Below are 24,965 nucleotides of genomic sequence, written 5' to 3'. Positions count from 1 at the left end.
TCAAAAGAGAAACAGATGAGCGGCGGATTTCTCGTCTGTTTCTCTTTTGACGTTTACTTTTGTAAAGCGGGCCAAAGGGACTTTCCTTTGCCTGAACGGTTGGCAGAGTGCCTTAGAGAAACTAAAGCAGTTTGTAACATCTGACTATGTGATTGCAAATCAGGATGGCGGTCCATTGTCCTATACGCAGTTCAAACGAGTCTGGCAGTATATTGTAACTCGCCCTACCCAGGAGAGAACATATGTCAGATACATTAATGGACAGAAAATCACGAAAACTGTAGCGCCAGTCTTGGGTGAGAAAGCTGGTCACAATGGTAGGGTAGTGTATATAGCCTTAATTTTCAGATAACACCACACCAATTGCGTCACACATATATTACCAATCTCATTTACGCTTTGTTAGCCCTAAGACAGTACAACGTCTGGTAGGTCCTGAAAACAGCAAAATAACAATGAACATTTACGCCAAGGTGAAGTGCAATAAACCACATCAGATACTTCCTGTTGTGAAGGGGGCGTTTAGACAAAACAAGGGAAACACCCCATCATTAATAGAAGATTAATGTACGGGCTAAACCGGTGCGTGGATTTGAAAAAACCTGAAATATCAAGGCTTTCCAGTGTTTAGAGAAGACGCAGTACGACCTCGAAGCCGCCCGTCGCGTGCCTCACTTCAGAAAACGTTAACCCTTATCAAAAGTGTTCAGCAGACCCGGAAAACACAGTTTTCCGGGTCTGCTTTTTTGTTACAGTTATTAGAGACTGATTCCTTGGGGACAGGCAAAACCATAAGTGGGTTACAGCCTCGTTACGTGACTGTGGAGGAACGCGGCGGAGAAAACGATCATCTGCTCTAATGGTAGAACGGCGCTTTCGCCGGTATCAGGATCGGCACCACTCCAGACAGGATCGGTCATGGGTTTGAGCCAACAGTGCCAGAGAAATCAAGGAGTCCGCCCCCACCGCTGTCACGGCGGACAGGCTGACCGGCCCTGGGATGGCCTGAACCAATGGTGCTAGAGCCGGATGAACCCAGTAGATCAGAGGCAGAGCTAGAACACCCCAAGCCAGAGAAAAGGGCATACATATCCTGCCGTGGATGCTGCCTGGCAATCCTCGGTAGTCCCAGAAGGAAACCTTAAGGGCTTTTTCATAAAAGAGACTGACCCCATATTCTACCGCTGTGGCCGCTAGTCCGCCCAACAGAAAGACGGCCGGAGGAAAGCCTTTGACTGGAGCCAATAGCAAAATGGCGCAGGCACCCAACCCATAGACGGGGCATAGAGGCAGCACCAACAGACATTTGCGTTCCGGATATCCCCCGGTGATCCGGGCATAGGACACCTCTAACAAAAAGCCAAAAAAGCTGTATATCAAAAAATACCAAAACCAGACCAAATGAGACCCTCCATTCACATTTGTTAGGGTGTGGAAATGGATGATTTTCATGCGGGGAAATTTTTGTGATTTATTGGTGTGCTCCTGAGTTAAAAAATAGGAAAAGTTGTTCTGCCACCTTGCGGAGCGGGGTGGTTTGTGGTAGGATAGCTGGAAGAAAAAAGATGAGGAGTGAGGGACGATGCGGCACCTGATCGATTTTGGCGACCTGTCCCGCCAGGAGTGGGATCAGCTATATGCCAGGGCCAGTCAGATCATAGACGCCCCGGAGAAGTTCATTGATGTATGTCGGGGCAAGGTGGCGGCCAATTTGTTTTACGAACCCTCTACCCGAACTAACTTTTCCTTCCAGACCGCCATGCTTCGGCTGGGTGGGACGGTATTTGGGTTCGCGGACCCCAATTCCTCCTCTGTGGCCAAGGGAGAGACGCTAAAGGATACCATTAAAATGGTGTCCAGCTACGCCGACGTTATTGTCATGCGTACACCTTGGGAGGGGGCGGCCAAGGCGGCCTCCCTCTACTCCCATGTTCCGGTGGTCAACGCCGGGGACGGCGGCCATATGCATCCCACTCAGACCATGGCTGACCTGACGACCATGACCAAGCTGCTGGGCGGCGTGGATGGACTGGCTATCGGACTGTGCGGCGACTTAAAGAATGGGCGCACGGTCCACTCCCTCATCAAGGCCATGGCCAAATTTGAACATATCCGCTTTTTCCTGATCTCGCCCCGCGAGCTGGCCGTCCCCGACTATGTGCGGGCTTTCATGCTGGAAAATGAGATGAAATTTACGGAAGTCACGGGGCTGGAGGCGGTCATTCCACAACTGGATGTGCTGTATATGACCCGGATCCAGCGTGAGCGGTTTGTAGATCCCCTGGAATATGAGCGGAACAAAGGGATCTATATTCTCACGCGGCGGAAGCTGGACCGGGCCAAGGAGAAGATGCTGGTCATGCACCCCCTGCCCAGGGTGGATGAGATTACTGTGGATGTGGATGACGATCCCAGGGCGGCCTATTTTCAGCAGGCTCGGTACGGGATGTTTGCACGGATGGCCCTGTTGTCCGACCTGGCGAACCAGCCCCGGCTGGAACGGACGGAGGCGGTGGAGATCGGGACCAAGCCGGTGTGCTCCAACCCCAGGTGCATCACCCAGACACAACCGTATCTGCCGCCTCTGGTGAAAAAGAACGGTGGGGTGGATTGCTGCGCCTTCTGTGACACGGCTCTGCGCTGAACGAACGGAGCGCCTGTCAATAAAGCGTTAAGGTTGCGGGGAATGCCTTGACGTGAGAGCCGCCTTTGGATATGATAATGTTGGCCGGTGCCACAGCGGCGCCGGAAGCCTGTGTAAAAAGGAGCCCCTCGATTCTTATGGATCCTGACCGAGACGGTCCCTGTCACTTACAAATCGATAACAGATGAAAAAAGGCATAGCCTGTTTCGCTTTGCGCGGAGCGGGCCATGCCTTTTGCATATGTCAGCACAGGCGGAAGAAATCAAAGGAGGAACTGATTTGATGACCATAGCGCTCCAACTGCTGCTCCAGGTGGTACTGATCGTGATAAATGCCTTTTTTGCGGCGACAGAGATTGCCGTGATCTCTCTAAACGCCAATAAGCTGCGCAAGTTGGAGGAGGAGGGGGACAAGCTGGCCCCCAGGCTGCTAAAGATGGTGGAGGAGCCAGCCGGATTTTTGTCCACCATCCAAATCGGGATCACATTGGCTGGCTTTCTGGCCTCGGCTTTTGCCGCCGACAGCTTCTCGGAGTACTTGGTGCGTTGGTTCTGCGAGGATCTGGGTATCACGATGTTGCCCATATCGGTGGTGGATACCCTGTCTGTGATTTTCATTACCTTGATCCTATCCTACTTTACACTGGTATTCGGAGAGCTGGTACCTAAGCGGATCGCCATGCAGAAGCCTATGGAGATGGCTCGCTTTTCCTGTCGAGTGGTATCCGCCATAGAAGTGCTGGCCCGGCCTGTGATCTTTCTGCTCTCCTGTTCCACCAATGGGGTGCTGCGGCTGATTGGGGTGCCCGTGGAGGTGGAGGAGGAGCAGGTCACCGAGGATGAGATCCGCATGATGATCGACCTGGGGAATGAAAATGGCGCTATTGACGCGGAGGAAAAGGAACTGCTACATAATGTATTTGACTTTTCTGAGCAGGCTGTGGGCGATGTGATGACCCGGGCAGCAGATGTAATTACCCTGTGGGAAGACGCGGATCGGGAGGAGGTGCTGGATGTAATTCAAAGCAGTGGGCTGTCCCGCTTTCCTGTATGTGGAGAGGACGACGACGATGTGGTGGGTGTGCTCTATGCCCGGGACTTCCTGCTGGACTGGACGGGCCGGGGCGGCCATACGGTGCGGGAGCTGATGCGCCCGGCCTACCTGGTACCAGACAGCCTGTCCGCCGGCGACCTGCTGCGGGATATGCAGCGAAAGAAGATACATCTGGCTGTGGTGATGGATGAATATGGAAGTTTGGCAGGTGTTATCACGGTGGAAGACCTGCTGGAGGAGATCGTGGGCAATATTTATGATGAGTACGACCCCGCCGAGCCGCCGGAACTGGAACAGATAGGCGAAGGCCTGTGGAGAGCCAGCGGCGCGTTGAGCGTGGGGGAACTGGCCGAAACTCTGGGGATCGAGTTGTCCGAGGACCTGGATTATGATACGGTGGGTGGAATGGTACTCAGCTGCCTGCGTACCATTCCAGAGGACGGCAGCCGGCCGGCGGTTCAGGTCAACGGACTGGATATCCAGGTGGAAAAAGTGGAGGACCATCGGATCCAATCGGCTCTGGTCCGGAAAGCGGCTACATAAGGAACACGCGGGGGAGGGGCAGCCCCCCCTCCCCGCGGTTTTGACCGGAATCCCTGCCGGAGAGAGAAATATTTTATGAATTGCTGTAAACAGAAGAAAAGGGATTGACAAACCGGGTCTTGGTGTGCTACAATTTCAAGGCTGACGTGGAAGGACCGCGCCTTCTATGCGGGTGTAGTTCAATGGTAGAATCCCAGCCTTCCAAGCTGGTCGCGTGGGTTCGATTCCCATCACCCGCTCCATACGCGCCTGTAGCTCAGGTGGATAGAGCAACTGCCTTCTAAGCAGTGGGTCAGGGGTTCGAGTCCCTTCAGGCGTGCCATGTCGGAGCAATTTTGTTCTGGACATTGTGGCGTAGTCCGCCCCTGTATTCCCCTTATCCTCTCAAGTTGGATGGTCCTCTGACAGGGCGAAGGCCCCCGGTTTTGGGAGCCAATCTGTGAACAGTCAGCGATATGGTGGGTGTAGCTCAGTTGGTTAGAGCACCGGATTGTGGTTCCGGGTGTCGAGGGTTCGAGTCCCTTTACCCACCCCAGACCAATAAGGCGTAAGGGCCGGGAGCTTCGGCTCCGGCCCTTGCCTTTTCTTCGCGGCAGATACAGGGGTGTAGCCAAGTGGTAAGGCAAGGGACTTTGACTCCCTCATTCGCTGGTTCGAGTCCAGCCATCCCTGCCAAATCTGATGGAGACATCAGCCTCTGGCGACTTCTTATGGACTTGTGCCGGAGCCAATATTTCAAAAAAGAATATATATGACCCAGTAGCTCAGTCGGTAGAGCAACTGCCTTTTAAGCCGTGGGTCCGGGGTTCGAGTCCCCGCTGGGTCACCACGTCGGAGCAAAGTTTCTCTTTGCTCCGACGCTTTTTTATGTGTGTGCAAATAGCGTTATCCCCCCGCCCACTTGCTCATCCTCTCCAAATCGCAACCGCTTGCTCCGACTTTTTTATAATTGGAACTCACCGGCTGGACCGGTGGTGATGATTCAAAAGGTAAAATACATATGTATTGCTGCACTGGGCTGCAATTTGATTTGGAATCAAAATGGGCTTTGCTGCGTATGGCTCGGAAATGTCCGACAAAACGGCAGGACATCCCGTCAGATGTCCTGCCGTAGTTTTACCGTCTATTCATTCTGATACTGGCGCAGCCTCTCGTTGAGCCGTTGGGTATCCCGCCGGAGAGCAACATGGTCAGCGAACCACATGGAAGCCAGACCGAACTCCAGAAAAAGAGCCAACAGCGCGGCACCCCACAGGGGAACGCCATCAAACCAGCCGCATAGGGCTGCCCCTCCTACGAATCCCAGATTGGATACCAGTGCCCACAGGGCGGTGCGGCGTATCAGGGCCTCGCCCTCCCATACCTCTCTCCGGGGAAAGATCCAGGACTCAAGGACAGCCACCCCCATAGATACCAGCAGCATCTCCCCCAGGACCAGGATGGGGATGGATTGCCGCCCCATAAGCCATTGGGCAATACAGTCAGTGAAAACAAGGGCCGCGGTATAGACGCCCATGTGGTACTTCATGGTGACGCCCCAGCTGTAATAGTGGATAAATTCTTCTCTGAACATAGATAACACTCCTTTCTCTCACAGTCCCAGCCGCTCCCGCAGCAGGGGCGCATAGTGGCGGGAGACCACCAGCCTCTCCTCTGTTTCCAAAGTGACCTCGATCCTCCCGCCAGGCTGACTTTTCAGGGCGCGGACACGGTGAAGATTGACGATGGATGACTTGCCTGCGCGGAAAAGGCCAAGGCTTCCATACCGCCCCTCTAGCTCCGCCAAGCTAAGAGCAGTCTGATAGACTGCCGCGGAGGTATAGAGGAAGGTGTGGTCATCCACACTCTCACAGTACACCACCTCACTGGGAGAGAGGAGGGTGACCTCGCGTCGCTCATCCCACGCACACAATTTTTGCAGGCCGGAGCGGAGAATGGACAGCACCCAGAGCATCTCCTGGTCCAAGTTGGAACAGCGCAGGATGACCTCGTTTTCCTCTAAAGGGGCGTGTTCTACTGAGATCTTCAAGAGGGACCCCTCCTTTCAACGACAGCATATCAGGCTTTGCGCCAAAGGGCAAGGGGAATACCGCTGACCTGCCTTTTTTGGGGGGCAGGAGGAAGAAGGGAGGAGTCCCCCCATACCGACGTGAATGAAGGAGAGACAGGGGGGCCATCCACTTGCATTTTTAAGGGGATGGGAGTATGATAAAAGACACGCTTGATGAAGAAGAGAGGGGTAGCCTATGGCGGTATTCGACACCCACGCCCACTATGACTCCGGGGCCTTCAACGCCGACCGGCTGGAAGTGCTGGCCTCCATGCCGGGATGCGGGGTGGAGCTGATTTTAAATCCCGGCTGTGATCTGGAGAGCTCAAAGACGGCCCTGGAGCTGGCAGACCGCTTTCCCTATGTCTACGCGGCAGTAGGGGTCCACCCCTCCGACTGTGGAGACTGGGAAGACGGGGCTCTACTGGAGCTGCGGGCGTTGGCCGCCCACCCGAAGGTCCGGGCCATTGGAGAGATCGGACTGGACTACTACTGGAAGGATAACCCGCCTCGGGCCTTACAGCAGAATGTCTTTCGCCGCCAGCTGGAGCTGGCCCAGTCCCTCCATCTGCCCGTTATCGTCCATGACCGGGAAGCCCATCAGGACTGCCTGACCATTGTCCGGGAGTATCCCCAGGTTACCGGGGTGTACCACTGTTATTCCGGCAGTCTGGAGGACGCCAAGGTGCTGGTCAAGCTGGGATGGATGCTGTCCTTCACCGGCGTCATTACCTACAAAAACGCCAGGAAGGCCCTGGAGGTCATCGACTGGCTGCCCATGGACCGGATTATGATTGAGACTGACTCCCCCTACCTGACGCCGGAACCCTTCCGGGGTAAGCGGAACGACTCCAGCCATGTTCATCTGGTGGCGGAAGCCATCGCCCGGGTGAAGGGGCTGACTTCGGATGAGGTGGCCCGTATCACCCTGGAGAACGGGAAACGGTTTTTTGGCATCAAAGGGGGAGAGCCTAATGAGGCGCCGTAGTATCTGGTACTGGCGCTGGGACTTGTTGCTGACTGTGCTGCTGTCAGCTGGGATCGCCTTTGGAGCGCAATACCTGTACGAACAGACACTGGAGGAGGGGTACCAGGCGTATTTGGAGAAGAACGCCGCGGAAGAAGGCTCAGTCGGTGCGGTGGCCAGTGAAGATATCCCTCTGGCTGAGACCTTGGCTGATATGGAGAACAACGAGTATTTTACGATGGAGATGGACTCCATTACTCTGAATAGCAACAGCCCCGGCGGCTATATCGACGGACTATTCTGGCATATTTTCCAGTTGGAAGACGGCACACGGATCGCCGCCAAAGTCAACTCGGACAGCGTGGTATACCGGGAGGAGGGGGAGGCCCCTATGACAGCCAGCTATGCCCGCCTGCCCATCGGCACTCTGGCGCGGGAGTCCCTGACGGACGACCAGCTGGAGGAGCTGAACAAGTACCATGGAGTTACCGTGGATACCTGCTATATTGACATGGAGGGGGGCCACGCCACGGCTAGCCAGGAGGATTATGTGGAATACCACGGCCTGTTGGCCTGGGCCGCGGCCTTCGCGGCTGCCTGGATCATCATTCGGTTTGTGGGGGTGCGCACAGGTGTCTTTCCACCTATGCTGCCCAAGAAGAAAAAGGAGAGGACGGATCTACCATGACCATTACCTATGAATATGAGGACGCGCTGTATGTGAACCTGACCAACAAATGCAACTGCAACTGCGAATTCTGCCTGCGCCACGGCAGGGCGCAGGGGTCCATCTATACCGAGGACTCCCTGTGGCTGGAGCGGGAGCCTACCCGCCAGGAGGCTCTGGACAGCTTTTTGAGCCGGGATGTGTGCTCCTACCGGGAGATCGTATTCTGTGGCTATGGCGAGCCCACCTACCGCCTGGATGATATCTTGTGGCTGGTGGACGAACTGAAGGGGCGTTTCGGGGATAAGCTGCCCCCAGTGCGTATCAACACCAATGGACACGCCAATCTGATTCTGGGCCGGGATGTGTGCCCAGAGCTAAAGGGACGCATCGATACCCTGTCTATCTCTCTCAACTCGGACAACGCGGCGGACTACACCGCCCTGTGCCACCCCGTTCAGGGGGAGGCGGCCTATCAGGCCATGCTGGATTTTGCCGGAGAGGCCAAGCACTATGTGCCCCATGTAGTGCTGACTATCGTGGACAAGGACAAGACGCAAGAGGAGATCCAGAACTGCCGGGATATCGCTGACCGGTTGGGAGTGAAGCTGCGTATCCGCAGCTTTATCGACTCCTGAACGGAGAACACCGGGGCAGCCAATAAGAAAAGGGGGCGCCCCTGTAGCGCACCCCCAAGTTGAATTTACGCGGTGAGAGCCAGCTCCTCTCTGGCCTCCCGCTCGTTATCGGCAGAGAAGCAGAACCGCCCTGCCCAGTCGTAGACCTCCACATGTCCCCGTACCCAAACGATGCTGTAATCCATAATGTTCTGCTCCTTTCTTGTCTGATCGACAACCTAAGTATAGGAAAAGAGCAGTCCCATAAAACGGACTTTTTACAGGGCGTTGAGGAGTGAGTAGACATGATCATCATAAGCGCTCTTTATTTAGTCAGCCTCTATGGGACCCAGGCCGTTTTACTGGGACCCATTCTGCTGTCGGACGGGAGTGGAGACCTGGATATCCCATGGGGACTGCTGCCGCCGGCGGTGATCGCCAACCTGATTCTTGCCGTGGTAGCCATCATCTTTCTGATCAAGCGGGTGAGGCGAGTCCAGGCAGACCTTTCCGCCCGGAGAAGGCTGAATCACTTGGCCTTGGCCATGAAGCTGCTGACCATCCCCTTTTTTATCACGCACCTGCAGATCTGGTCAATGATGTTAGCCGCCTTTCTCGTGATTCCAGGTCTGCAGATCTTGCTGCCCTTCGGATTTCTTGGCGTAGCCTTTGCCTATTCCGTGGTGCTGGCCACCTCGGCCTACTCCATCAGCGGGCTGTATGTGCAGTACCGGCTGGGCAACCTGACGGGGAAAAAGTTTGCCCGAAATGTGATTTTTCAACTGATCTTTGTGCTGGATGTAATCAGTTATCTCGTATTTTATTTCCAGATCCGCCGGTCCTGTAAGGAGCAGACGGGATGTGAGAAAGGAGAGAGCTGAAATTGGACCCGATTTTTTACACAGTTCAGAGAGTCAACGGAGATTACGCCGACCTGCTGTCTGATGGGGGGCGGGAGCACTCTATTACCATGTTCCTGCTGCCGGAGGGGACCACGGTGGGCAGCCGGTTGAAGTGGGAGGACTTTCAGTGGGAGCTGATTTGAAAAATCCCTGTGCCTTTTGGACACAGGGATTTTTTTATTAGCAAGCTTTTTACTTGTTGCTGCGCCGCCAGATGCCCATTTTCTCCGCGTCCTTGATGAGCTGTTCACGGAAATCAGGGTGGGCGATGGAGATGGCTGCCTCAGCGCGCTGCCAAGTGGACAGGCCCTTCATACATACCATTCCGTACTCAGTCACGATGTAGTGGGTGCAGGACCGGGGATCGGTGCAGATGGAGCCGGGAGTCAGAGTGGGGACGATGCGGCTCTTGACCGTGCCATCCTTGCCGGTGACGGTGGAGGACATACAGATGAAGCTCTTGCCCCCCTTGGACAGGTAAGCGCCCATGGCGAAGTCCAACTGTCCGCCAGTGCCGGAGATGTGCTTGATGCCGGCAGACTCGGCGTTGACCTGGCCGAACAGGTCCATGTCAATGGCGTTGTTGATGGAGATGAAATTGTCGATCTGGGCCATGACATGGACGTCGTTGGTATAGTCCACAGGGGCAGCCATCACGTCGGGATTGCGGTCCACGTAGTCATACAGCTTCTGGGTGCCGGCCGCAAAGGCAAAGACCTGGCGGCCTTTATCCAGCGCCTTGTGCCGTCCGGTGATCTTGCCGGCGGCGGCCATGTCCACGAAGGCATCCACATACATCTCGGTATGGACAGACAGATCCTTTAGATCGGACTGAGCGATCATGGCGCCGATAGCGTTGGGCATACCACCGATGCCAAGCTGCAGGCAGGCACCGTTGGGAATCTGGGGCACCACCAGGTTGGCCACCGCTTTGTCCACCTCAGTAGCAGGGCCGCCGGCGCCAAGCTGGGCGATGGGGGGATTATCTCCTTCCACCACATATGTCACGTCCTGAATGTTGATTTCTGTACCAGTCAGGCCATAGACCCAGGGAAGATTTTGATTGACCTCTACGATGACGCACTTCGCCCGGGCCAGCATATCCGCCAGGTGGGAGCAGGCCAGACCAAAATTAAAGTTGCCATGCTTATCCATGGGGGTGACCTGGAGCATTACCACATCTACGGGATCCAGGTGTTCCCGGTAGAACCGGGGCAACTCGGAGTAGCGCATGGGGCTGAAATAACCCATTCCCTTGGCGATGATCTTCCGGTCGATTCCGCTGCAGTGCCAGGAGTGCCAGGCGAAGTGCTCCCCGGCGTCCTCGGCCTTGGCGATCTCGGGCATCCACATGGTGACGCCGCCCCGGACCTTGACATCGGTTAGCTCATTCTGCCGGGCGGCCAGGGCCTTGTCCAAGGCAATGGGGTGGTTGGTACACCAGGTGTAATCTACCCAGTCACCGGACTTGACCACCTTGACCGCCTCGTCGGCGGTGGTCAGCTTCTGCTGATAGAGGGCCTGATAATCCATACTGTTTTCCTCCATATTCTGTATATTAAATAGTATTTTGTAAGACAAATTGACTGGGAGCGGACATGGAAGCGGGAGAGAGCCCCTCTGCTCCGTCCACCGGGATCATCTGCCAATATCCAAGTAATAGGGCTTCATCAGGCTATGCTGCTCGGTGGAGTCCTTAGGCTGACCATTCCGGCGGGGTTCCAGTGGCTGGGAATGGCGCCTGTCGGGGCGGGAGGTCCGCTTCTTGCCGCCGGACTTCTTTTCCAGCGGGCCTTTGGGCGCAGCCCCCCTGGACTCGGACTGCTGCCCGGCGCGGGACTTGGCCTTCTGCCGGTGCGCCTGACCGGGCTGGGGGGCCGGCTGGCCCTCTCTGCTGCTATGTCCCTTGCCGGCACGGCTCTCCTTTCGGTCACTCCCGCCGCGAGAGGGAACCAGGGGGGAGCGCCGGGGCGCTAGAAGCCGGGCGGTGGCGTCCATGATGACATCGCTGTCCAGAGGGTTGGGCCGGTGGAAATCGGTGCGTGGCATGGCGTCGCCGGTGTCCATCAGCGTGCCGGGACGTACTCCTCGCTTGGGTGGTTCGGAGCGGCGGATGGGACTCTCGTAATCCTGGAGGGCGGCAGGTGCGGTGTCGGGGGGCACCCCTTCAGACTGACTGGCCTTTTTCTTCCGGCGGCGGGAGCGGGAACGCTTTTCCTCCTGCTCTCCTGCCTCCTGGCCCTTCTGCTGGGCCTGGGCCGCCTTGCGCTGGAGGGTCTCCTTCTGGCTCTGGTCCCGCATCCGGCGCAGCTCTTTGGCAGCGGCCCGGGCCTCGGCGTCCTCAGCGTTGATGGGCTTGCCGTTTTTGTCCCGCTTGGGGGCCTCAAAGACCTCCATAGGCCAGGGGTGGTCCTCCACCACAGGTACCTTTCGTCCCATAAGCTTCTCAATATCCTTCAACAGGGGTTTTTCCGAGAAATCGCACAGGGCCACGGCCACGCCCTCCCGGCCCGCTCGGCCGGTGCGGCCGATGCGGTGGACATAGGTTTCCGGGACTTCGGGCAGATTGTAGTTAAAGACGTGGGACAACTCCTCAATGTCCAGCCCACGGGCGGCGATATCAGTGGCCACCAGGCATTGGATCCGGCCAGCCTTAAAGTCAGACAGGGCCTGCTGCCGGGCGGTCTGGCTCTTATTGCCGTGGATGGCGGCGGCGGGGATCCCCGCTTTGACCAAGTCCCGGGCCACCTTGTTGGCCCCATGCTTGGTCCGGGTAAAGACCAGTGCGTTCTTCGCCTTCAACTGTTCCACCAGAAGCGCCAGAAGCTGGGTCTTATTGCCCCGGTCTACGAAGTATACGGTCTGGTGGATGGCATCCACCGGGGAGGATACCGGATCTACCGCGACCTTGACCGGATCCTTCAGCAGAGAGTTTACCAGCTCGGTAATCTCCGGGGGCATGGTAGCAGAGAAAAAGAGCGTCTGCTTCTTTTGGGGCAGCCACTTGAGTATTTTTTTCACGTCGTGGATAAAGCCCATATCCAGCATCCGGTCGGCTTCGTCCAGGACAAAAATTTCCAGATGATTGGCGGAGATCAGCCCCTGGTCGTGGAGATCAATGAGCCGGCCCGGAGTGGCTACCAGGATATCCACCCCCCGCTTCAGCGCCTCGGCCTGGGGGGCTTGACCCACGCCGCCGAAAATGACGGTGTGGCGCAGCTTCAGATACTTGCCGTAGGCCGCAAAGCTCTCTCCAATCTGGATGGCCAGCTCGCGGGTAGGGGTGAGGATCAGGGCACGGATCGGACGGCCAGCGGCGGGAGAGGCGGCCAGCCGCTGGAGAATGGGGGCGGCAAAGGCGCAGGTTTTGCCCGTGCCAGTCTGGGCACAGCCCAGTACGTCCCGGCCCTTCAAGGCAGGGGGAATGGCCTTCTCCTGGATGGGAGAGGGCTTGGCATAGCCCTGCTCCTCCAGGGCACGCAGGATGGGGGCGTTGAGCCCCAAATCACGAAATGTCATTGGATCCTTCCTTTTCTGATTCAGAACGGAGCCGGATCGCTGCCGTCTGGCCCACATTGACCCCGTGGGCTGGGGCAGAGAGGTCCTGGGACAGACAGTCCAGAACCGCACCCGTAGTCTGGGCAAGAGTCTGACCAGGCAGGCAATCGACGATGAGATCGGCATATTTTTCATAAAGGGGGCCTCGATAGGCCATTAAATCCGCCAGGCCCTGTCCCGGAGCCATGGCAATGCCCCGAGTGGCCAGATCCTGGATGCGGCGGTCCAGCTCCTCCAGAGGGACGCGGAGATAGATGACCCGGCCCAGTTCCTTCAAATACAGCGCGCCTTTTTCCCGGCATACCGCGCTTCCCCCTGGGGCAATGACCGCGTTCTGACACTGAAGGGAGAGGACAGCTTCCTCCTCCGCGTCCAGAAAAGCCTCGGCCCCCTGAGTATCCAGGATCTCTTGAAGAAGGGCACCCTCCCGCCGCTGGATGACCAGATCTACATCGACAAAGCTCAACCCAAGGGCCTTGGCCAGCAGAACCCCCACAGTGCTTTTGCCAGAACCAGGCATACCGATGAGTACGAGGTTGTCCAAAAAGATTCCGCCTTTCCCTATTATAATATGCTCCAGTATGCCAAGGGCATAGGAACGATTCCAGGGAGAGGGAGGCGCACAACAAAATGGTCGGACAGCGGCCCGGCCCCGAAAAATAGTATTGTCCCATATGCTCTGAGAATTTATTATACCATACCTTTTTTGGAAAAGAAAGGGGGGACAGGACGAAAAGGAAATGGTGGGCCATGCTGAAAAACCGGATGACACTGGAGCGAAAAAATGCTATAATGGCGGCAAACAGGCGGGACACAACGGGACTGACAGCCCTGAGGAGGGGACCGAGCGGACCGACGGCATGGCACGATTGTAGTATTGCGGGATGAAAAAGTGGCCCATCTCGGGCGGAGAGGGATAAAAGGGGAGAAAAAAGTGGATCTTTTTGCGGCGTTTGGGGTGTTCCTGGCTTGTGTGGCCTGCTGTATGGTCATGGGGCTGCCCCAGTTTTTGGCCCTGCTGGTGGGGCTGGTGTGCTTTTTCCTGGTCGGGCTGCACCGGGGACACCGGGCGGCTGACCTGGTCCAAATGACCCTGACTGGAATGAAGACCTCAGTAAAGGTGCTGCGTATCCTGGTCCTGATCGGGCTGCTCACCGCCCTGTGGCGGGCGGGGGGGACGGTGGCCTTCTTCGTCTGGGGAGGCGCACAACTCATCACACCCAGGACCTTCATCCTGGTGGCCTTTTTGCTGCCAGCCCTGTTCAGCTTGGCCTTTGGCAGTTCCTTCGGTGTAGTGGGCACCGCGGGAGTGATCCTGATGGCCATCGCCCGCAGCGGCGGGGCCGATCTAACCGTCACCGCCGGGGCTATCATATCCGGGATCTATGTGGGAGAGCGGCTGTCCCCCGCTTCCTCCTCCGCGGCGCTGACAGCGGCGGTGTCAGGGGCGGAGCAGAGGGCCTTTCAGCACGAGATGTGGCGCACTACCCCTCTGCCCATGGCTTTGTCGCTGGCTGTCTACGGTGTCCTATCCATCCTGTGTCCCATCCGGCAGGTAGACAGCCACATCATCGAGGCTTTAGAGAGCGGCTTTCAGTTGAGCTGGGTGACACTTCTTCCAGCCGCCGCCGTGCTCCTTCTGCCCTGGCTCAAAATAAGCGCGTTCCTGTCCATCGCTGTCAGCTGTGTCCTGGCCGCCATCTGCGCCCTGTTCGTCCAAGGGATGGATCTGGGTGAACTGCTGCTGGCCTGTCTGGTGGGCTACCAGACAGCTCAACCGGGTCTGGCGGACATTATGGCCGGCGGAGGCCTGAGTTCCATGATCAACGTCGTGCTGACTGTGGTCCTGTCCTGCGCCTATTCTGGTATCTTCAACGGGACCGGGCTGCTGGATCCGGTGACTGACCGGGTGGGGCATCTGGTAGACCGGGTAGGTCTGTTCCCCGTCCACATCCTGCTGTCCTTTGGCTGCTGCGGCCTGTTCTGTAACCAGGCTGTGGGCATTGTGATGGGGGCCCAACTGATGGAGGGGGAGTACCGCCGGCGGGGCCTGGATTCCATGGAACTGGCGGTCAATCTCGGAAATTCTGTGCTTAATCTAGCCGGTCTGGTGCCCTGGGCCATCTCCGCCAGCGTCCCGCTGACCACCCTTGGGGTGGGAGCGTCAGCGCTGCCCCTGGCGGTCTACCTCTATCTGGTGTCCCTGTGCTGGTGGGCTTGCCTGGTCTGGAAGGAAAAGAAGAGAAAGAAGGCGGCGGCATTATGAGAGATATCATAAGCGTTGGAGAGGTCCTCATCGACCTGACCCAGACGGGAACAACAGATCAGGGAATCCCAGCCTTTGCCGCCAATCCAGGAGGAGCCCCCGCCAATGTGGCGGTAGCGGCGGCGCGGCTGGGGGCGGAGACCGCCTTTTTTGGAAAAGTGGGCCGGGACAGCTTTGGCGCCTACCTGCGCCGGGTGCTGGAGGAAAATGGCGTGGACTGCTCCGGCCTGCGGACGGGCAGCCAGCCCACCACCCTGGCTGTGGTGTCGGTAGACTCGCGGGGAGAGCGGGACTTTCAGTTCATCCGGGGGGCCGACTGCACTTTAAGCCCGGAGGAGGTGGATGAGGGGGCTCTGGGCCGCACCAAATTTCTCCATTTTGGCTCGGTGAGCCTGACGGCGGGACTGGAGCGAAACGCTACCATTTTCGCTGCCCGCCACGCCCACCGAGCAGGCGTCCTGGTCAGCTATGACCCCAACTATCGGGCGCCCCTGTGGAAGAATCCAGAGGAGGCCGCCCAGTGGATGGCCATACCTCTGCCCCTGGTGGATGTGATCAAGCTGTCAGAGGAGGAGCTCCCCCTCCTCACCGGCACGCGGGACCCAGAGGAGGGCAGCCGCCTGTTGGAAGAGCGGGGCATTTCCCTGATCTTGGTCACGCTGGGGGAGCGGGGGGCCTTCTGCCGCTGGCGGGGAGAGAGCTTTTCTGTCCCCGGTGCCTCGGTCCAGGTCGCTGACACCAACGGAGCCGGAGATACCTTCCTGGGGGCTGTGCTGGCCCGGCTGTGCAGCCGGGGAAGGGAGCCGCTGGCGGGGCTGACGGCAGAGGAGCTGCGGGACATTCTGACCTATGCCAACCGAGCGGCTGCCATCACCTGCTCCAGAAGCGGAGCGATCCCGGCTATGCCCAGGGCGGAGGAACTGTGAGTCTTGAGGGAAAAGGAGAGAGTGACCAGGTGAAGCAGTTTCCGTACACGGTAAAGGACCCGCTGGGCCTCCATGCCCGGCCTGCCGGCCTATTGGTCCACACAGCCAGAGGCCTGGACAGCACGGTTGCCATAATCAAAGGAGGGACAGCGGTGGAGGCTACCCGGATCATCGCCTTGATGACATTGGGCGTGCGCCAGGGGGATCAGATCACCGTGACCGTCCAAGGGGGAGATGAGGAGAGGTCCATAGCGGTCCTGGAGCGTTTTTTCCGGGAGAACCTGTAAAGGAGGCTGGTTTCATGGAGGCGATCAGGGGGACATGGAGTATCGGCGGAATTGCCTTAGGTCCCATCCGCATCTGTCCCCGAATGGGCCGAACTGATACAGCCGGGCCGACATTGTCCCCGGAGGAGGAGCTGAACCGCTTTGAGGCCGCCCGGCGCGGCGCCATAGACCAGCTGGAGGACCTCTATGGACGGGCCTTGGACCAGGCGGGGATGGAGGCGGCTGCCATTTTCCGCATCCACCAGATGCTGCTGGAGGACCCGGATTACCAGGAGGCGGTGCACACCTCCATTCGCCGGGGAGAGGGAGCTTGCCAAGCGGTTCAGAGGGCGGGAGCGCGGTTCACTGCCCTCTTTTCCGCTATGGAGGACGAGTATATGCAGGCCAGGGCCGACGACATGAGGGACATTACGCGCCGGGTGGCGGACCTGCTTATCGGAGTCCGGGAGGAGGACTTGCTGGGCGGGGAGCCGTCCATTCTGGCGGCAGAGGAATTGTCCCCCAGCCAGTTGATCGGACTGGACCGGGACAAGCTGTTGGGGCTGGTTACCCGAGATGTGGGGGCCAGCAGCCATACCGCGATCCTGGCCCGGGCCATGGGCGTCCCGGCTGTGATGGGGGTAGAAATCCAGGAGGACTGGCAGGGAAGAACAGCCATGCTGGATGGAGACCGGGGCTGGCTGTACCTTGACCCCACAGAGCAGATAGTGGAGGAGGGGGAGCAGATGGCCCATAAGGGCAGGGAGGAGCGGCTGCGGTTAAACCAGTGGAGAGACCGGGATACAGTTACTTTGGATGGCCGGGAGATGCCGTTGCTGGCCAATATTGGCAGCGGCGCTGAGGGGGAGCTGGCCCGGCAGAAGGGCGCCCAGGGCGTGGGGCTGTTCCGAAGTGAGTTCCTCTTCCTGGACCGGGATACCTGTCCGGATGAGGAGGAACAGTTTGCCGCCTATTCCCAGGTGGTGCGGGCGATGGCTGGCCGGCCGGTGGTCATCCGGACTTTGGATGTGGGGGGAGACAAACAGGCCCCCTGTCTGGGGCTTGAGGGGGACAGCTCCCCCTTGGGATGCCGGGGTATCCGGCTGTCCCTAGCCCGTCCCGACCTGTTTCGCCCACAGCTCCGGGCTATTCTCCGGTCTGGTGCTCTGGGACCAGTTTCCCTGATGCTGCCCATGGTGACAGCCCCGTGGGAGGTCCGGAGGGCAAGGGAGATCCTGGAGGAGTGCCGAAGTGAGTTGCAGAGCCAGGGCCGGGAGCCGGGAGAAGTGAGAGTGGGGATCATGGTGGAAACGCCTGCCGCCGTTGTGCTGGCGGATGAGCTGGCCTTAGAGGCGGACTTTTTTTCCCTGGGGACCAACGATTTGACCCAGTATACTCTGGCGGCAGATCGATGCCGCGCCGGCGGCGCTTACGATCCCAGGCACCCGGCCGTTTTGCGGATGATCCGCCACACCGTGGAGGCGGGACACCGGCACGGGCTCCGGGTGTCGATCTGTGGAGATCTGGGGGCAGATCCTGATTTGACGGAGACCTTCCTCCGGATGGGGGTGGACAGCTTGTCCATATCCCCAGAGTTCATTCTGCCCTTAAGAGAATTGATTAGCGGTCTGGATTTATCCGAAGACCGTCCAGCGGAGTGACAGACTAAGGAGCCGCGCGGTGTACAGCCGTGCGGCTCTTTTGATAAGATCCGGAAAAACGCCCATACTATCCTCTTGACAAAGCTGAGATGTCGGGGTATGATATAGACACCTCACCCAGGGGGGGTATAAATAAGCGGGCGATACCTTCGAAAGCGATATCTTTGAGCGGAAAAGCTGGAGGATATGGTGGAGCGAGGACAGGAAGCGGGAATTCAATCAAACAGGCAGCGCCTGCTCCGTTTCCCATTCAGACCGTTCTATTTGAATGGTGGCACGCGCATTGTAATCTCTAAGGCAGCAGAGCCGCCACCGAAAATCCTCCGCTCCGAATTTGTGCCGCCTCCGCAGTGTGGAGCGCGGCGCGCCCCATATGGGCGGAGGGGGACAGCGCAACGAGGTGATACGATGAAGCAAAAATTCAACATCACAGGCATGACCTGTTCCGCCTGCTCCGCCCATGTGGAGAAGGCGGTCAGCAAGATGGAGGGCGTCAGAAGTGCCGCGGTCAGTCTGATGACCAACTCCATGGTAGCGGAGTACGACGAAGGTGTCGTCACGGCACAGGATATCATTCAGGCGGTCACCGCCTCTGGCTATGGTGCCTCCCTGCCCCAGGAAAAAGGAAAGGCGGCTGCCCCGCAAAAAGATGATACCATGGAGCGGGAGCTGGCCTCTATGAAGCACCGGCTGATCTGGTCCTTCGTCTTTCTCATTCCCCTATTCTATATCTCAATGGGCCACATGGTGGGCGCTCCCCTGCCTGCCTTCCTGCTGGGACATGAGAACGCCGTAGCCTTCGGGCTGACCCAGCTGCTCCTTACTCTGCCTATCATGTATCTCAACGATAAGTATTACAAGGTGGGCTTTAAAACGCTCTGGCATCGGGCGCCCAACATGGACTCCCTGATCGCCGTGGGCTCCATCGCCGCGGTTATCTATGGCGTGTTCGCCATTTACCAGATGGGCTATGGACTGGGCCACGGGGATATGGAGCGGGTGGCCCGCTACCACATGGACCTGTATTTCGAGTCTGCTGGAATGATCCTGACCCTGATTACCCTGGGGAAATTTTTGGAGACCCGCTCTAAGGGCAAGACCAGCCAGGCTATCACCCGCCTGATGGACCTGGCGCCCAAGACGGCCTCTGTCCTTCGGGGCGGGGTGGAGGTGGAGATTCCCGTGGAAGAGGTCCAGGTGGGGGACCGAGTGGTGGTCCGGCCGGGCCAGTCCATCCCAGTGGACGGCGTGATCGTAGAGGGCCAATCCGCTGTGGATGAGTCTGCCCTCACCGGGGAGTCTCTCCCTGTGGACAAATCTGTGGGGGATAAGGTGGCCGCCGCTTCCATCAACAAATCCGGTTTCTTTACCTTTGAGGCCAGCCGGGTGGGGGAGGATACCACTCTGGCTCAGATGATCCGACTGGTGGAGGAGGCTTCTGCCTCCAAGGCTCCCATCGCCAAGCTGGCGGATAAGGTAGCCGGCGTCTTTGTCCCGGTGGTAATGCTGATCGCCGCGGTCACCGCCGTCGTTTGGCTGGTTTTCACCGGCGGGGACGTGACAAAAGCTCTCACTGCCGGCGTGGCGGTGCTGGTCATTTCCTGCCCCTGTGCCCTGGGGCTGGCCACCCCCGTGGCCATTATGGTGGGGACCGGAAAGGGAGCGGAAAACGGCATCCTCATCAAATCCGCTGAGGCGCTGGAGACCCTCCACACCATTGATACGGTGGTACTGGACAAGACCGGCACCCTGACCCAGGGAAAGCCGGTGGTGACCGATATCCTGCCGGCGGCTGATCTGGAGGAGGACGGCCTGCTGACCTTGGCAGCCTGTTTGGAGGGGCCGTCGGAACATCCCCTGGCTGCCGCCATCGTAGAGGAGAGCAGGAGCAGGAAATTGCCCATCACTTCGGTGGGCAACTTTGAGGCCGTCCATGGCCGAGGGGTGCGGGCAACCATCAGAGACCGATACTTCCTGGGGGGAAACCGGGCGATGATGGAGGAGGCTGGAGTGGACCTGGCCGAATTTGGGGTCCAGGCGGACACTCTGGCCGCCCAGGGAAAGACGCCTCTGTACTTTGCGGACGGGGAGCGGGTGCTGGGCCTTATCGCGGTAGCGGACACCCCCAAACCCTCCAGCGCGGCCGCCGTGGCAGCTTTCCGGACGCTGGGACTGGACGTGGTTATGCTCACCGGCGACAACCGGCGCACTGCCGACGCCATTGGCAAAGAGCTGGGGGTGACCCAGGTGATGGCCGAGGTCCTGCCCCAGGACAAGGAGAGGAAGGTGAAGGAGCTCCAGGATCAGGGCAGGAAAGTGGCCATGGTGGGCGACGGCATCAACGACGCCCCCGCCCTGGCCAGGGCGGACGTGGGACTGGCCATCGGAGCCGGGACTGACGTGGCCATCGAAAGCGCGGACATCGTGCTGATGAAGTCTGACCTGCTGGACGCGGCCTCCGCAGTGGAGCTGTCCCGGGCCACCATCCGAAACATCAAAGAAAACCTGTTCTGGGCATTTTTCTATAACTCGCTGGGTATTCCTCTGGCTGCCGGTGTATTTTACACCACCCTCCATTGGCAGCTCAATCCCATGTTTGCCGCTGCCGCCATGAGCCTAAGCTCGGTCTGCGTAGTGACAAATGCCCTGCGCCTGCGCTTTTTCAAAAGCAAATTTAAATCCCCGCCCACAGAGGAGCGGAGCGCCCGGGAGGGAGCCTGCCCCCTGGAGATAAAGGAAACAGAGCAAGGAGGAACAGAAACGATGAACAAGACCATGATAATCGAGGGCATGATGTGCGGCCACTGCACCGGACGGGTGGAGAAGGCCCTGTCCGCCATTGACGGAGTGGACAAGGTAGAGATGAGTCTGGAGGATAAGTCCGCCGTTTTGTCCCTATCTAAGGAAGTGGATGACAAGGTGCTCACCGACGCCGTCACCGAGGCAGGCTATGAGGTGGTGTCTGTCAAGTGAAGGCAGACCACGCCCAGGTGAACCGGCTGCTAAAGACCGCCCGCGGGCAGATCGACGGCATTTTGAAGATGGTGGAGGAGGACCGCTACTGCCTGGATGTATCCAGCCAGATCATGGCCGCCCAGTCCATCCTGAAAAAGGCCAACCGGATGGTGCTCAGGGCCCATATGGACTGCTGCGTCCGGGAGGCGGCCGCCTCCGGCGACCCGGACGCCAAGCTGGAAGAGCTGGCTGCCCTGCTGGATAAGCTGGCGGACTGAAGCGAATATTTGAGTAGACTGCGGCGGCGGGTCCTACAAATAGGGGCCCGCCGTCCATCCCGTTTCTTACCTTAACTTATAAAAAATAAAAAATTGCTTGACGAATAGCGGGAAAGATGATATAGTATCCCATACCTGTGAAAAGGGGCTTTTTTGTCGTGCGCATTTTTACGGTGTTTGACGTCCGACCCCCTTAGCCATACTTGGAACACAGGGAGGCAACAGAGCCGGATCCCACCGTAGACCATGGCGTACTACGCCCTTGTGTCGCTGGATCTGGCAATATGGCCGGGTCCGGCGTTTTCTGTTTTAGGAACGCTTTTTCTCCCGTCCGACTCAACGCGGGCCGCTGCGGCGGTCCCTGTAAATTCAAAAGGAGGTGCCGAACAAATGGCAAGCAAAGCCGGCGCGCGCATTAAGATCACCCTGCGGTGCTCTGAGTGCAAGCAGAGAAACTACAACACCATGAAGAACAAGAAGAATACCCCTGACCGCCTGGAGCTGAACAAATACTGCCCCTTCTGCAGAAAGCACACCGTCCACAATGAGACCAAGTAATTGGAGCCTCACAGGCTGAAAGGAAAGAAGGGTAGCAACATGGCTGAGAACGAGAAGCTGGAGCAGACTGCCCAGACTGCTTCTGACAAGGCCGACAAGGCCAAGAAGGACAAGAAGTCCGAGAAAAAGTCCAAGCCCGGCGTCTTTGCCCGCATTGGCAAGTGGCTCAAGGATATGAAGAGCGAGTTGAAGAAAGTCCAGTGGCCCACCCGCAAGCAGACGGTCAACAACACCCTGATCGTCATCGCCTGTGTGGTTGTGGTTGGCATCTTTATCTGGCTGTTTGACCTGGTGGCCAACAAGGGGATCGGCCTGATCCTTTCCCTGCTGGGCTGAGGGCGCGGACTATGGCTGACAACGCGAACTGGTATGTGGTACACACCTATTCCGGGTATGAGAATACGGTGAAGGCCACCATCGAGAAGTATGTGGAGAACCGCAACATGAGAGATCTGATCCACGAGATCAGCATCCCCATGGAAACGGTTACCGAGATTACCGACAACGGTCCCAAGGACGTGGAGCGGAAGGTCTTTCCCGGCTATGTCCTGGTCAAGATGGTGATGAACGACGAGACCTGGCACGTGGTGCGCAATATCCGCGGCGTCACCGGATTTTTGGGCGAGGGCAACAAGGCCATCCCCCTGTCCGAAGACGACGTGGCTGCCCTTGGGGTGGAGAAGCGCGAGATCGTAGTCAGCTATCAGCTGGGCGACATGGTCAAGATCACCGAGGGCGCCCTGGAGTCCTTCCTGGGCACCGTGGAAGAAATTGACCTGGAGCGCGGCAAGGTTCGGGTGGTAGTGTCCATGTTTGGACGCGAGACCCCCGTGGAGCTGGAGCTGGACCAGGTGGAGCCCGCAAATTCCTGACAATGACCGACTGGACGCAGGATGCGGCGGCTATGGCGCGCCGCATGCTTCAGGTTGGGTCATAAATGGCGCACCAGGGTCGCCGCGCCCTACAAAAGCGGCCCGCACAAGTGGGAGGAGCGATTACCGCTCCGCCAAACGACCACATTTTTCAAATGGAGGTGCTCTTTCGTGGCACAGAAAGTAACTGGATATGTAAAACTTCAGATCCCCGCCGGCAAGGCGACTCCCGCCCCCCCTGTTGGCCCCGCTCTGGGCCAGCACGGCGTGAATATCGCCGCCTTTACCAAGGAGTTCAACGAGCGCACCAAGAACGACGTGGGTATGATCATCCCCGTTATCATCACCGTATACGCCGATCGCTCCTTTACCTTTATCACCAAGACTCCTCCCGCCCCCGTGCTGATCAAGAAGGCCTGTAATCTGGAGAAGGCCTCCGGCGTGCCCAATAAGAACAAAGTGGCCACCATCAGCAAGGAAGATGTCCGCAAGATCGCCGAGATCAAGATGCCCGACCTGAACGCCGCCTCCATCGAGGCCGCTATGAGCATGATCGCCGGCACCGCCCGTTCCATGGGCATCCTGGTGGGCGAGTAAGGAGGGTTAGAGATGTTTAGAGGTAAGAAATATCAGGAGAGCGCCAAGAAGATCGACCGCAACGCTCTGTACGATACCGCCGACGCCATGAAGCTGGTCGTCGATACCGCCACCGCTAAGTTCGATGAGACCGTGGAGCTCCACGTGAAACTGGGTGTCGACTCCCGCCACGCTGACCAGCAGGTCCGCGGCGCCATCGTTCTGCCCCACGGCACCGGCAAGACCCAGCGCGTGCTGGTCTTTGCCAAGGCCGCCAAGGCGGACGAGGCCAAGGCTGCTGGCGCTGACTACGTAGGTGAGATGGACCTGGTGGAGAAGATCCAGAAGGAAAACTGGTTCGACTTCGACGTGGTAGTGGCTACCCCCGACATGATGGGCGTGGTAGGCCGTCTGGGTAAGGTGCTGGGCCCCAAGGGCCTGATGCCCTCTCCCAAGGCCGGCACCGTCACCATGGACGTGACCAAGGCCGTCAACGAGATCAAGGCCGGTAAGGTGGAGTACCGTCTGGACAAGACCAATATCATCCACTGCCCCATCGGCAAGGTTTCCTTTGGCCCTGAGAAGCTGGCTGAGAACTTCAACGCCATCATGGGCGCCATTGTTAAGGCCAAGCCCGCCGCCGCCAAGGGCCAGTATATCAAGAGCTGCACCGTGGTATCCACCATGGGCCCCGGTGTGAAAGTCAACGGCGCCAAACTGATGTAAGACGCGCACGGACCGCTGGGAGGACCTGGTCCTCGATCTGGCGGCTGCGCTGTGCCCCAATTTTGTTTGTCATGCCCGGACAGGTTTTGCTTGACAAGGCCTGTCCGGGATGATAAAATATCATTCGCGTTCAAAGACAGCAGGTTCCGGCCCGCCGGAGTAAGTCCTGCCGAGAGTGCTTTCAAAAGAATACCTTTTGATGGTACTGTCCTCCTGTCTTTTGACCGGAGGTTTTTTGTTGCGCGGAAACAATTTCTGGAGGTGAATCCAAAATGCCTAACGCAAAGGTCCTTTCTGAGAAGCAGGCTGTTGTGGCCGCTCTGACGGAGCAGCTGAAGGGCGCCGCCAGCGGCGTGCTGGTGGATTACAAGGGTATCACTGTTGCCGAGGACACCGCTCTGCGCGTCGAGCTGCGCCAGAACGAGGTGCAGTATGGCGTGGTGAAGAATACTCTGGCCCGGTTCGCCCTGAACAATGTGGGCCTGGAAAGCCTGGATGAGGTGCTCAACGGCACCACTTCCCTGGCGACCAGCGCCGGCGACCCAATCGCTCCCATGCGTGTGGTCAACAAGTACGCCAAGCAGCTGGGCGATCGCTTCAACATCAAGGGCGGCTTCATGGATGGCAAGGTGCTGTCCCTGGAGGAAATCCTGGCTCTGGCCGAATTGCCCGCTAAGGATGTTCTGCAGGCCCAGGCTCTGGGCATGATGCTGGCTCCCATCACCAGCCTGGCTATCGTGCTGAAGGCCATCGCCGAGAAGGGCGGCGAAGCCGTCCCTGCTGCCGAGGAGGCCGCTGCCCCCGCTGAGGAAGCCCCTGCCGCCGAGTAAGTCGGCGTACCTTTCCCCGCTCCCCGGTGGGGAGAAAAAATTTAGATTTT

26 protein-coding genes, 5 tRNA genes and 1 pseudogene are annotated in these 24,965 nt (G+C 58.3%); 26 read left to right on the top strand and 6 right to left on the bottom strand.

Annotated elements, in window-relative coordinates:
- Positions 1 to 63: 63 nt before the first annotated feature.
- Positions 64 to 566, top strand: a pseudogene (locus tag ACEVJK_RS03805) (tyrosine-type recombinase/integrase); the annotation flags it as partial.
- A 319-nt stretch (positions 567 to 885) separates the two neighbouring features.
- On the opposite strand, the gene ACEVJK_RS03800 reads toward ACEVJK_RS03805, so the two are convergent.
- Positions 886 to 1,401 carry a putative ABC transporter permease gene (locus ACEVJK_RS03800; RefSeq protein ID WP_374739989.1) on the bottom strand — a complete coding sequence of 172 codons (516 nt, stop codon included), beginning with the start codon at positions 1,399 to 1,401 and terminating at the stop codon, positions 886 to 888.
- A gap of 181 nt (positions 1,402 to 1,582) precedes the next feature.
- On the opposite strand from ACEVJK_RS03800, the gene pyrB reads away from it, so the two are divergent.
- From pyrB to ACEVJK_RS03765, 7 genes are all read left to right on the top strand, one after another.
- The gene (pyrB, locus tag ACEVJK_RS03795) at positions 1,583 to 2,644 is read left to right on the top strand and encodes an aspartate carbamoyltransferase (protein ID WP_147571079.1); all 1,062 of its coding nucleotides are present in this window, start codon (positions 1,583 to 1,585) and stop codon (positions 2,642 to 2,644) included.
- Between the two features lie 282 nt (positions 2,645 to 2,926).
- Positions 2,927 to 4,240: a hemolysin family protein gene (locus ACEVJK_RS03790; RefSeq protein WP_374740044.1), complete on the top strand. Its 1,314-nt coding sequence runs from the start codon at positions 2,927 to 2,929 to the stop codon at positions 4,238 to 4,240.
- A gap of 168 nt (positions 4,241 to 4,408) precedes the next feature.
- Positions 4,409 to 4,482: transfer RNA gene (locus tag ACEVJK_RS03785), tRNA-Gly, on the top strand.
- 3 nt (positions 4,483 to 4,485) lie between these two features.
- Positions 4,486 to 4,562, top strand: a tRNA-Arg gene (locus ACEVJK_RS03780).
- Between the two features lie 136 nt (positions 4,563 to 4,698).
- Positions 4,699 to 4,775 (top strand) — tRNA-His (locus ACEVJK_RS03775).
- A 65-nt stretch (positions 4,776 to 4,840) separates the two neighbouring features.
- Positions 4,841 to 4,915 (top strand) — tRNA-Gln (locus tag ACEVJK_RS03770).
- A gap of 78 nt (positions 4,916 to 4,993) precedes the next feature.
- Positions 4,994 to 5,069, top strand: a tRNA-Lys gene (locus ACEVJK_RS03765).
- 294 nt (positions 5,070 to 5,363) lie between these two features.
- On the opposite strand, the gene ACEVJK_RS03760 is transcribed toward ACEVJK_RS03765, so the two are convergent.
- The gene (locus ACEVJK_RS03760; protein ID WP_262669443.1) at positions 5,364 to 5,813 is read right to left on the bottom strand and encodes a hypothetical protein; all 450 of its coding nucleotides are present in this window, start codon (positions 5,811 to 5,813) and stop codon (positions 5,364 to 5,366) included.
- 18 nt (positions 5,814 to 5,831) lie between these two features.
- Positions 5,832 to 6,269 (bottom strand): LytTR family DNA-binding domain-containing protein, encoded by a 438-nt coding sequence (locus tag ACEVJK_RS03755; RefSeq protein WP_240286739.1) that lies wholly within the window; start codon positions 6,267 to 6,269, stop codon positions 5,832 to 5,834.
- Between the two features lie 217 nt (positions 6,270 to 6,486).
- Between ACEVJK_RS03755 and ACEVJK_RS03750 the strand changes: the two genes are divergently transcribed.
- The 5 genes from ACEVJK_RS03750 to ACEVJK_RS03730 all read left to right on the top strand — a co-directional run bounded on the left by ACEVJK_RS03750 (position 6,487) and on the right by ACEVJK_RS03730 (position 9,586).
- Positions 6,487 to 7,278, top strand: a complete 792-nt coding sequence (locus ACEVJK_RS03750; protein ID WP_262669444.1) for a TatD family hydrolase — start codon at positions 6,487 to 6,489, stop codon at positions 7,276 to 7,278.
- Positions 7,265 to 7,945, top strand: coding sequence for a hypothetical protein (locus tag ACEVJK_RS03745; protein WP_240286743.1), 681 nt, complete (start codon positions 7,265 to 7,267; stop codon positions 7,943 to 7,945). Before ACEVJK_RS03750 ends, ACEVJK_RS03745 begins: the two co-directional genes overlap by 14 nt.
- Positions 7,942 to 8,562, top strand: coding sequence for a TatD family nuclease-associated radical SAM protein (locus ACEVJK_RS03740; RefSeq protein ID WP_186852252.1), 621 nt, complete (start codon positions 7,942 to 7,944; stop codon positions 8,560 to 8,562). The genes ACEVJK_RS03745 and ACEVJK_RS03740 overlap by 4 nt, the downstream gene beginning before the upstream one ends.
- 284 nt (positions 8,563 to 8,846) lie before the next feature.
- Entirely contained in the window at positions 8,847 to 9,422 is a 576-nt protein-coding gene (locus ACEVJK_RS03735) for a hypothetical protein (protein WP_147571073.1), read from the top strand.
- A gap of 2 nt (positions 9,423 to 9,424) precedes the next feature.
- The gene (locus ACEVJK_RS03730; protein WP_186852250.1) at positions 9,425 to 9,586 is read left to right on the top strand and encodes a hypothetical protein; all 162 of its coding nucleotides are present in this window, start codon (positions 9,425 to 9,427) and stop codon (positions 9,584 to 9,586) included.
- Positions 9,587 to 9,635: 49 nt separating this feature from the next.
- Here ACEVJK_RS03730 and ACEVJK_RS03725 read toward each other — a convergent pair whose 3' ends face one another.
- The 3 genes from ACEVJK_RS03725 to ACEVJK_RS03715 form a co-directional block, all read right to left on the bottom strand.
- Positions 9,636 to 10,976, bottom strand: a complete 1,341-nt coding sequence (locus tag ACEVJK_RS03725; RefSeq protein ID WP_147571072.1) for a butyryl-CoA:acetate CoA-transferase — start codon at positions 10,974 to 10,976, stop codon at positions 9,636 to 9,638.
- Positions 10,977 to 11,081: 105 nt separating this feature from the next.
- The gene (locus tag ACEVJK_RS03720; protein ID WP_374739988.1) at positions 11,082 to 12,962 is read right to left on the bottom strand and encodes a DEAD/DEAH box helicase; all 1,881 of its coding nucleotides are present in this window, start codon (positions 12,960 to 12,962) and stop codon (positions 11,082 to 11,084) included.
- The gene (locus tag ACEVJK_RS03715; RefSeq protein ID WP_147571070.1) at positions 12,949 to 13,545 is read right to left on the bottom strand and encodes a shikimate kinase; all 597 of its coding nucleotides are present in this window, start codon (positions 13,543 to 13,545) and stop codon (positions 12,949 to 12,951) included. Before ACEVJK_RS03715 ends, ACEVJK_RS03720 begins: the two co-directional genes overlap by 14 nt.
- Before the next feature lie 196 nt (positions 13,546 to 13,741).
- Between ACEVJK_RS03715 and ACEVJK_RS03710 the strand changes: the two genes are divergently transcribed.
- From ACEVJK_RS03710 to rplJ, 13 genes are all read left to right on the top strand, one after another.
- Positions 13,742 to 13,876, top strand: coding sequence for a hypothetical protein (locus ACEVJK_RS03710; protein WP_263858374.1), 135 nt, complete (start codon positions 13,742 to 13,744; stop codon positions 13,874 to 13,876).
- A 59-nt stretch (positions 13,877 to 13,935) separates the two neighbouring features.
- Positions 13,936 to 15,267, top strand: coding sequence for a Na+/H+ antiporter NhaC family protein (locus ACEVJK_RS03705; RefSeq protein WP_147571069.1), 1,332 nt, complete (start codon positions 13,936 to 13,938; stop codon positions 15,265 to 15,267).
- Entirely contained in the window at positions 15,264 to 16,193 is a 930-nt protein-coding gene (locus ACEVJK_RS03700) for a carbohydrate kinase (RefSeq protein ID WP_374739987.1), read from the top strand. The genes ACEVJK_RS03705 and ACEVJK_RS03700 overlap by 4 nt, the downstream gene beginning before the upstream one ends.
- Positions 16,194 to 16,222: 29 nt before the next feature.
- Positions 16,223 to 16,480, top strand: a complete 258-nt coding sequence (locus ACEVJK_RS03695; RefSeq protein WP_374739986.1) for an HPr family phosphocarrier protein — start codon at positions 16,223 to 16,225, stop codon at positions 16,478 to 16,480.
- Positions 16,481 to 16,494: 14 nt separating this feature from the next.
- Positions 16,495 to 18,120 carry a phosphoenolpyruvate--protein phosphotransferase gene (ptsP, locus tag ACEVJK_RS03690; RefSeq protein WP_374739985.1) on the top strand — a complete coding sequence of 542 codons (1,626 nt, stop codon included), beginning with the start codon at positions 16,495 to 16,497 and terminating at the stop codon, positions 18,118 to 18,120.
- Positions 18,121 to 18,528: 408 nt separating this feature from the next.
- On the top strand, positions 18,529 to 21,093 hold the full coding sequence (locus ACEVJK_RS03685) for a heavy metal translocating P-type ATPase (RefSeq protein WP_374739984.1): 2,565 nt from the start codon (positions 18,529 to 18,531) through the stop codon (positions 21,091 to 21,093).
- Positions 21,090 to 21,353, top strand: coding sequence for a metal-sensing transcriptional repressor (locus ACEVJK_RS03680; RefSeq protein ID WP_186852243.1), 264 nt, complete (start codon positions 21,090 to 21,092; stop codon positions 21,351 to 21,353). Before ACEVJK_RS03685 ends, ACEVJK_RS03680 begins: the two co-directional genes overlap by 4 nt.
- Positions 21,354 to 21,743: 390 nt before the next feature.
- Positions 21,744 to 21,911: a 50S ribosomal protein L33 gene (gene rpmG, locus ACEVJK_RS03675; RefSeq protein WP_008980220.1), complete on the top strand. Its 168-nt coding sequence runs from the start codon at positions 21,744 to 21,746 to the stop codon at positions 21,909 to 21,911.
- Between the two features lie 39 nt (positions 21,912 to 21,950).
- The gene (gene secE, locus ACEVJK_RS03670) at positions 21,951 to 22,247 is read left to right on the top strand and encodes a preprotein translocase subunit SecE (RefSeq protein ID WP_147571063.1); all 297 of its coding nucleotides are present in this window, start codon (positions 21,951 to 21,953) and stop codon (positions 22,245 to 22,247) included.
- A gap of 11 nt (positions 22,248 to 22,258) precedes the next feature.
- Entirely contained in the window at positions 22,259 to 22,783 is a 525-nt protein-coding gene (gene nusG / locus ACEVJK_RS03665) for a transcription termination/antitermination protein NusG (protein ID WP_374739983.1), read from the top strand.
- A 171-nt stretch (positions 22,784 to 22,954) separates the two neighbouring features.
- Positions 22,955 to 23,380 (top strand): 50S ribosomal protein L11, encoded by a 426-nt coding sequence (gene rplK, locus ACEVJK_RS03660; RefSeq protein WP_147571061.1) that lies wholly within the window; start codon positions 22,955 to 22,957, stop codon positions 23,378 to 23,380.
- A gap of 12 nt (positions 23,381 to 23,392) precedes the next feature.
- Complete coding sequence (gene rplA / locus ACEVJK_RS03655) at positions 23,393 to 24,085, top strand: 50S ribosomal protein L1 (RefSeq protein WP_147571060.1); 693 nt, start codon at positions 23,393 to 23,395, stop codon at positions 24,083 to 24,085.
- Positions 24,086 to 24,357: 272 nt separating this feature from the next.
- Positions 24,358 to 24,915: a 50S ribosomal protein L10 gene (gene rplJ, locus ACEVJK_RS03650; RefSeq protein ID WP_240286755.1), complete on the top strand. Its 558-nt coding sequence runs from the start codon at positions 24,358 to 24,360 to the stop codon at positions 24,913 to 24,915.
- Positions 24,916 to 24,965: the final 50 nt, after the last annotated feature.

It is taken from the genome of Flintibacter sp. P01028, assembly GCF_041925235.1.
Taxonomy (GTDB): Bacteria; Bacillota; Clostridia; order Oscillospirales; family Oscillospiraceae; genus Lawsonibacter; species Lawsonibacter aceti.
This window is presented reverse-complemented; position numbering and strand designations above follow the sequence as displayed.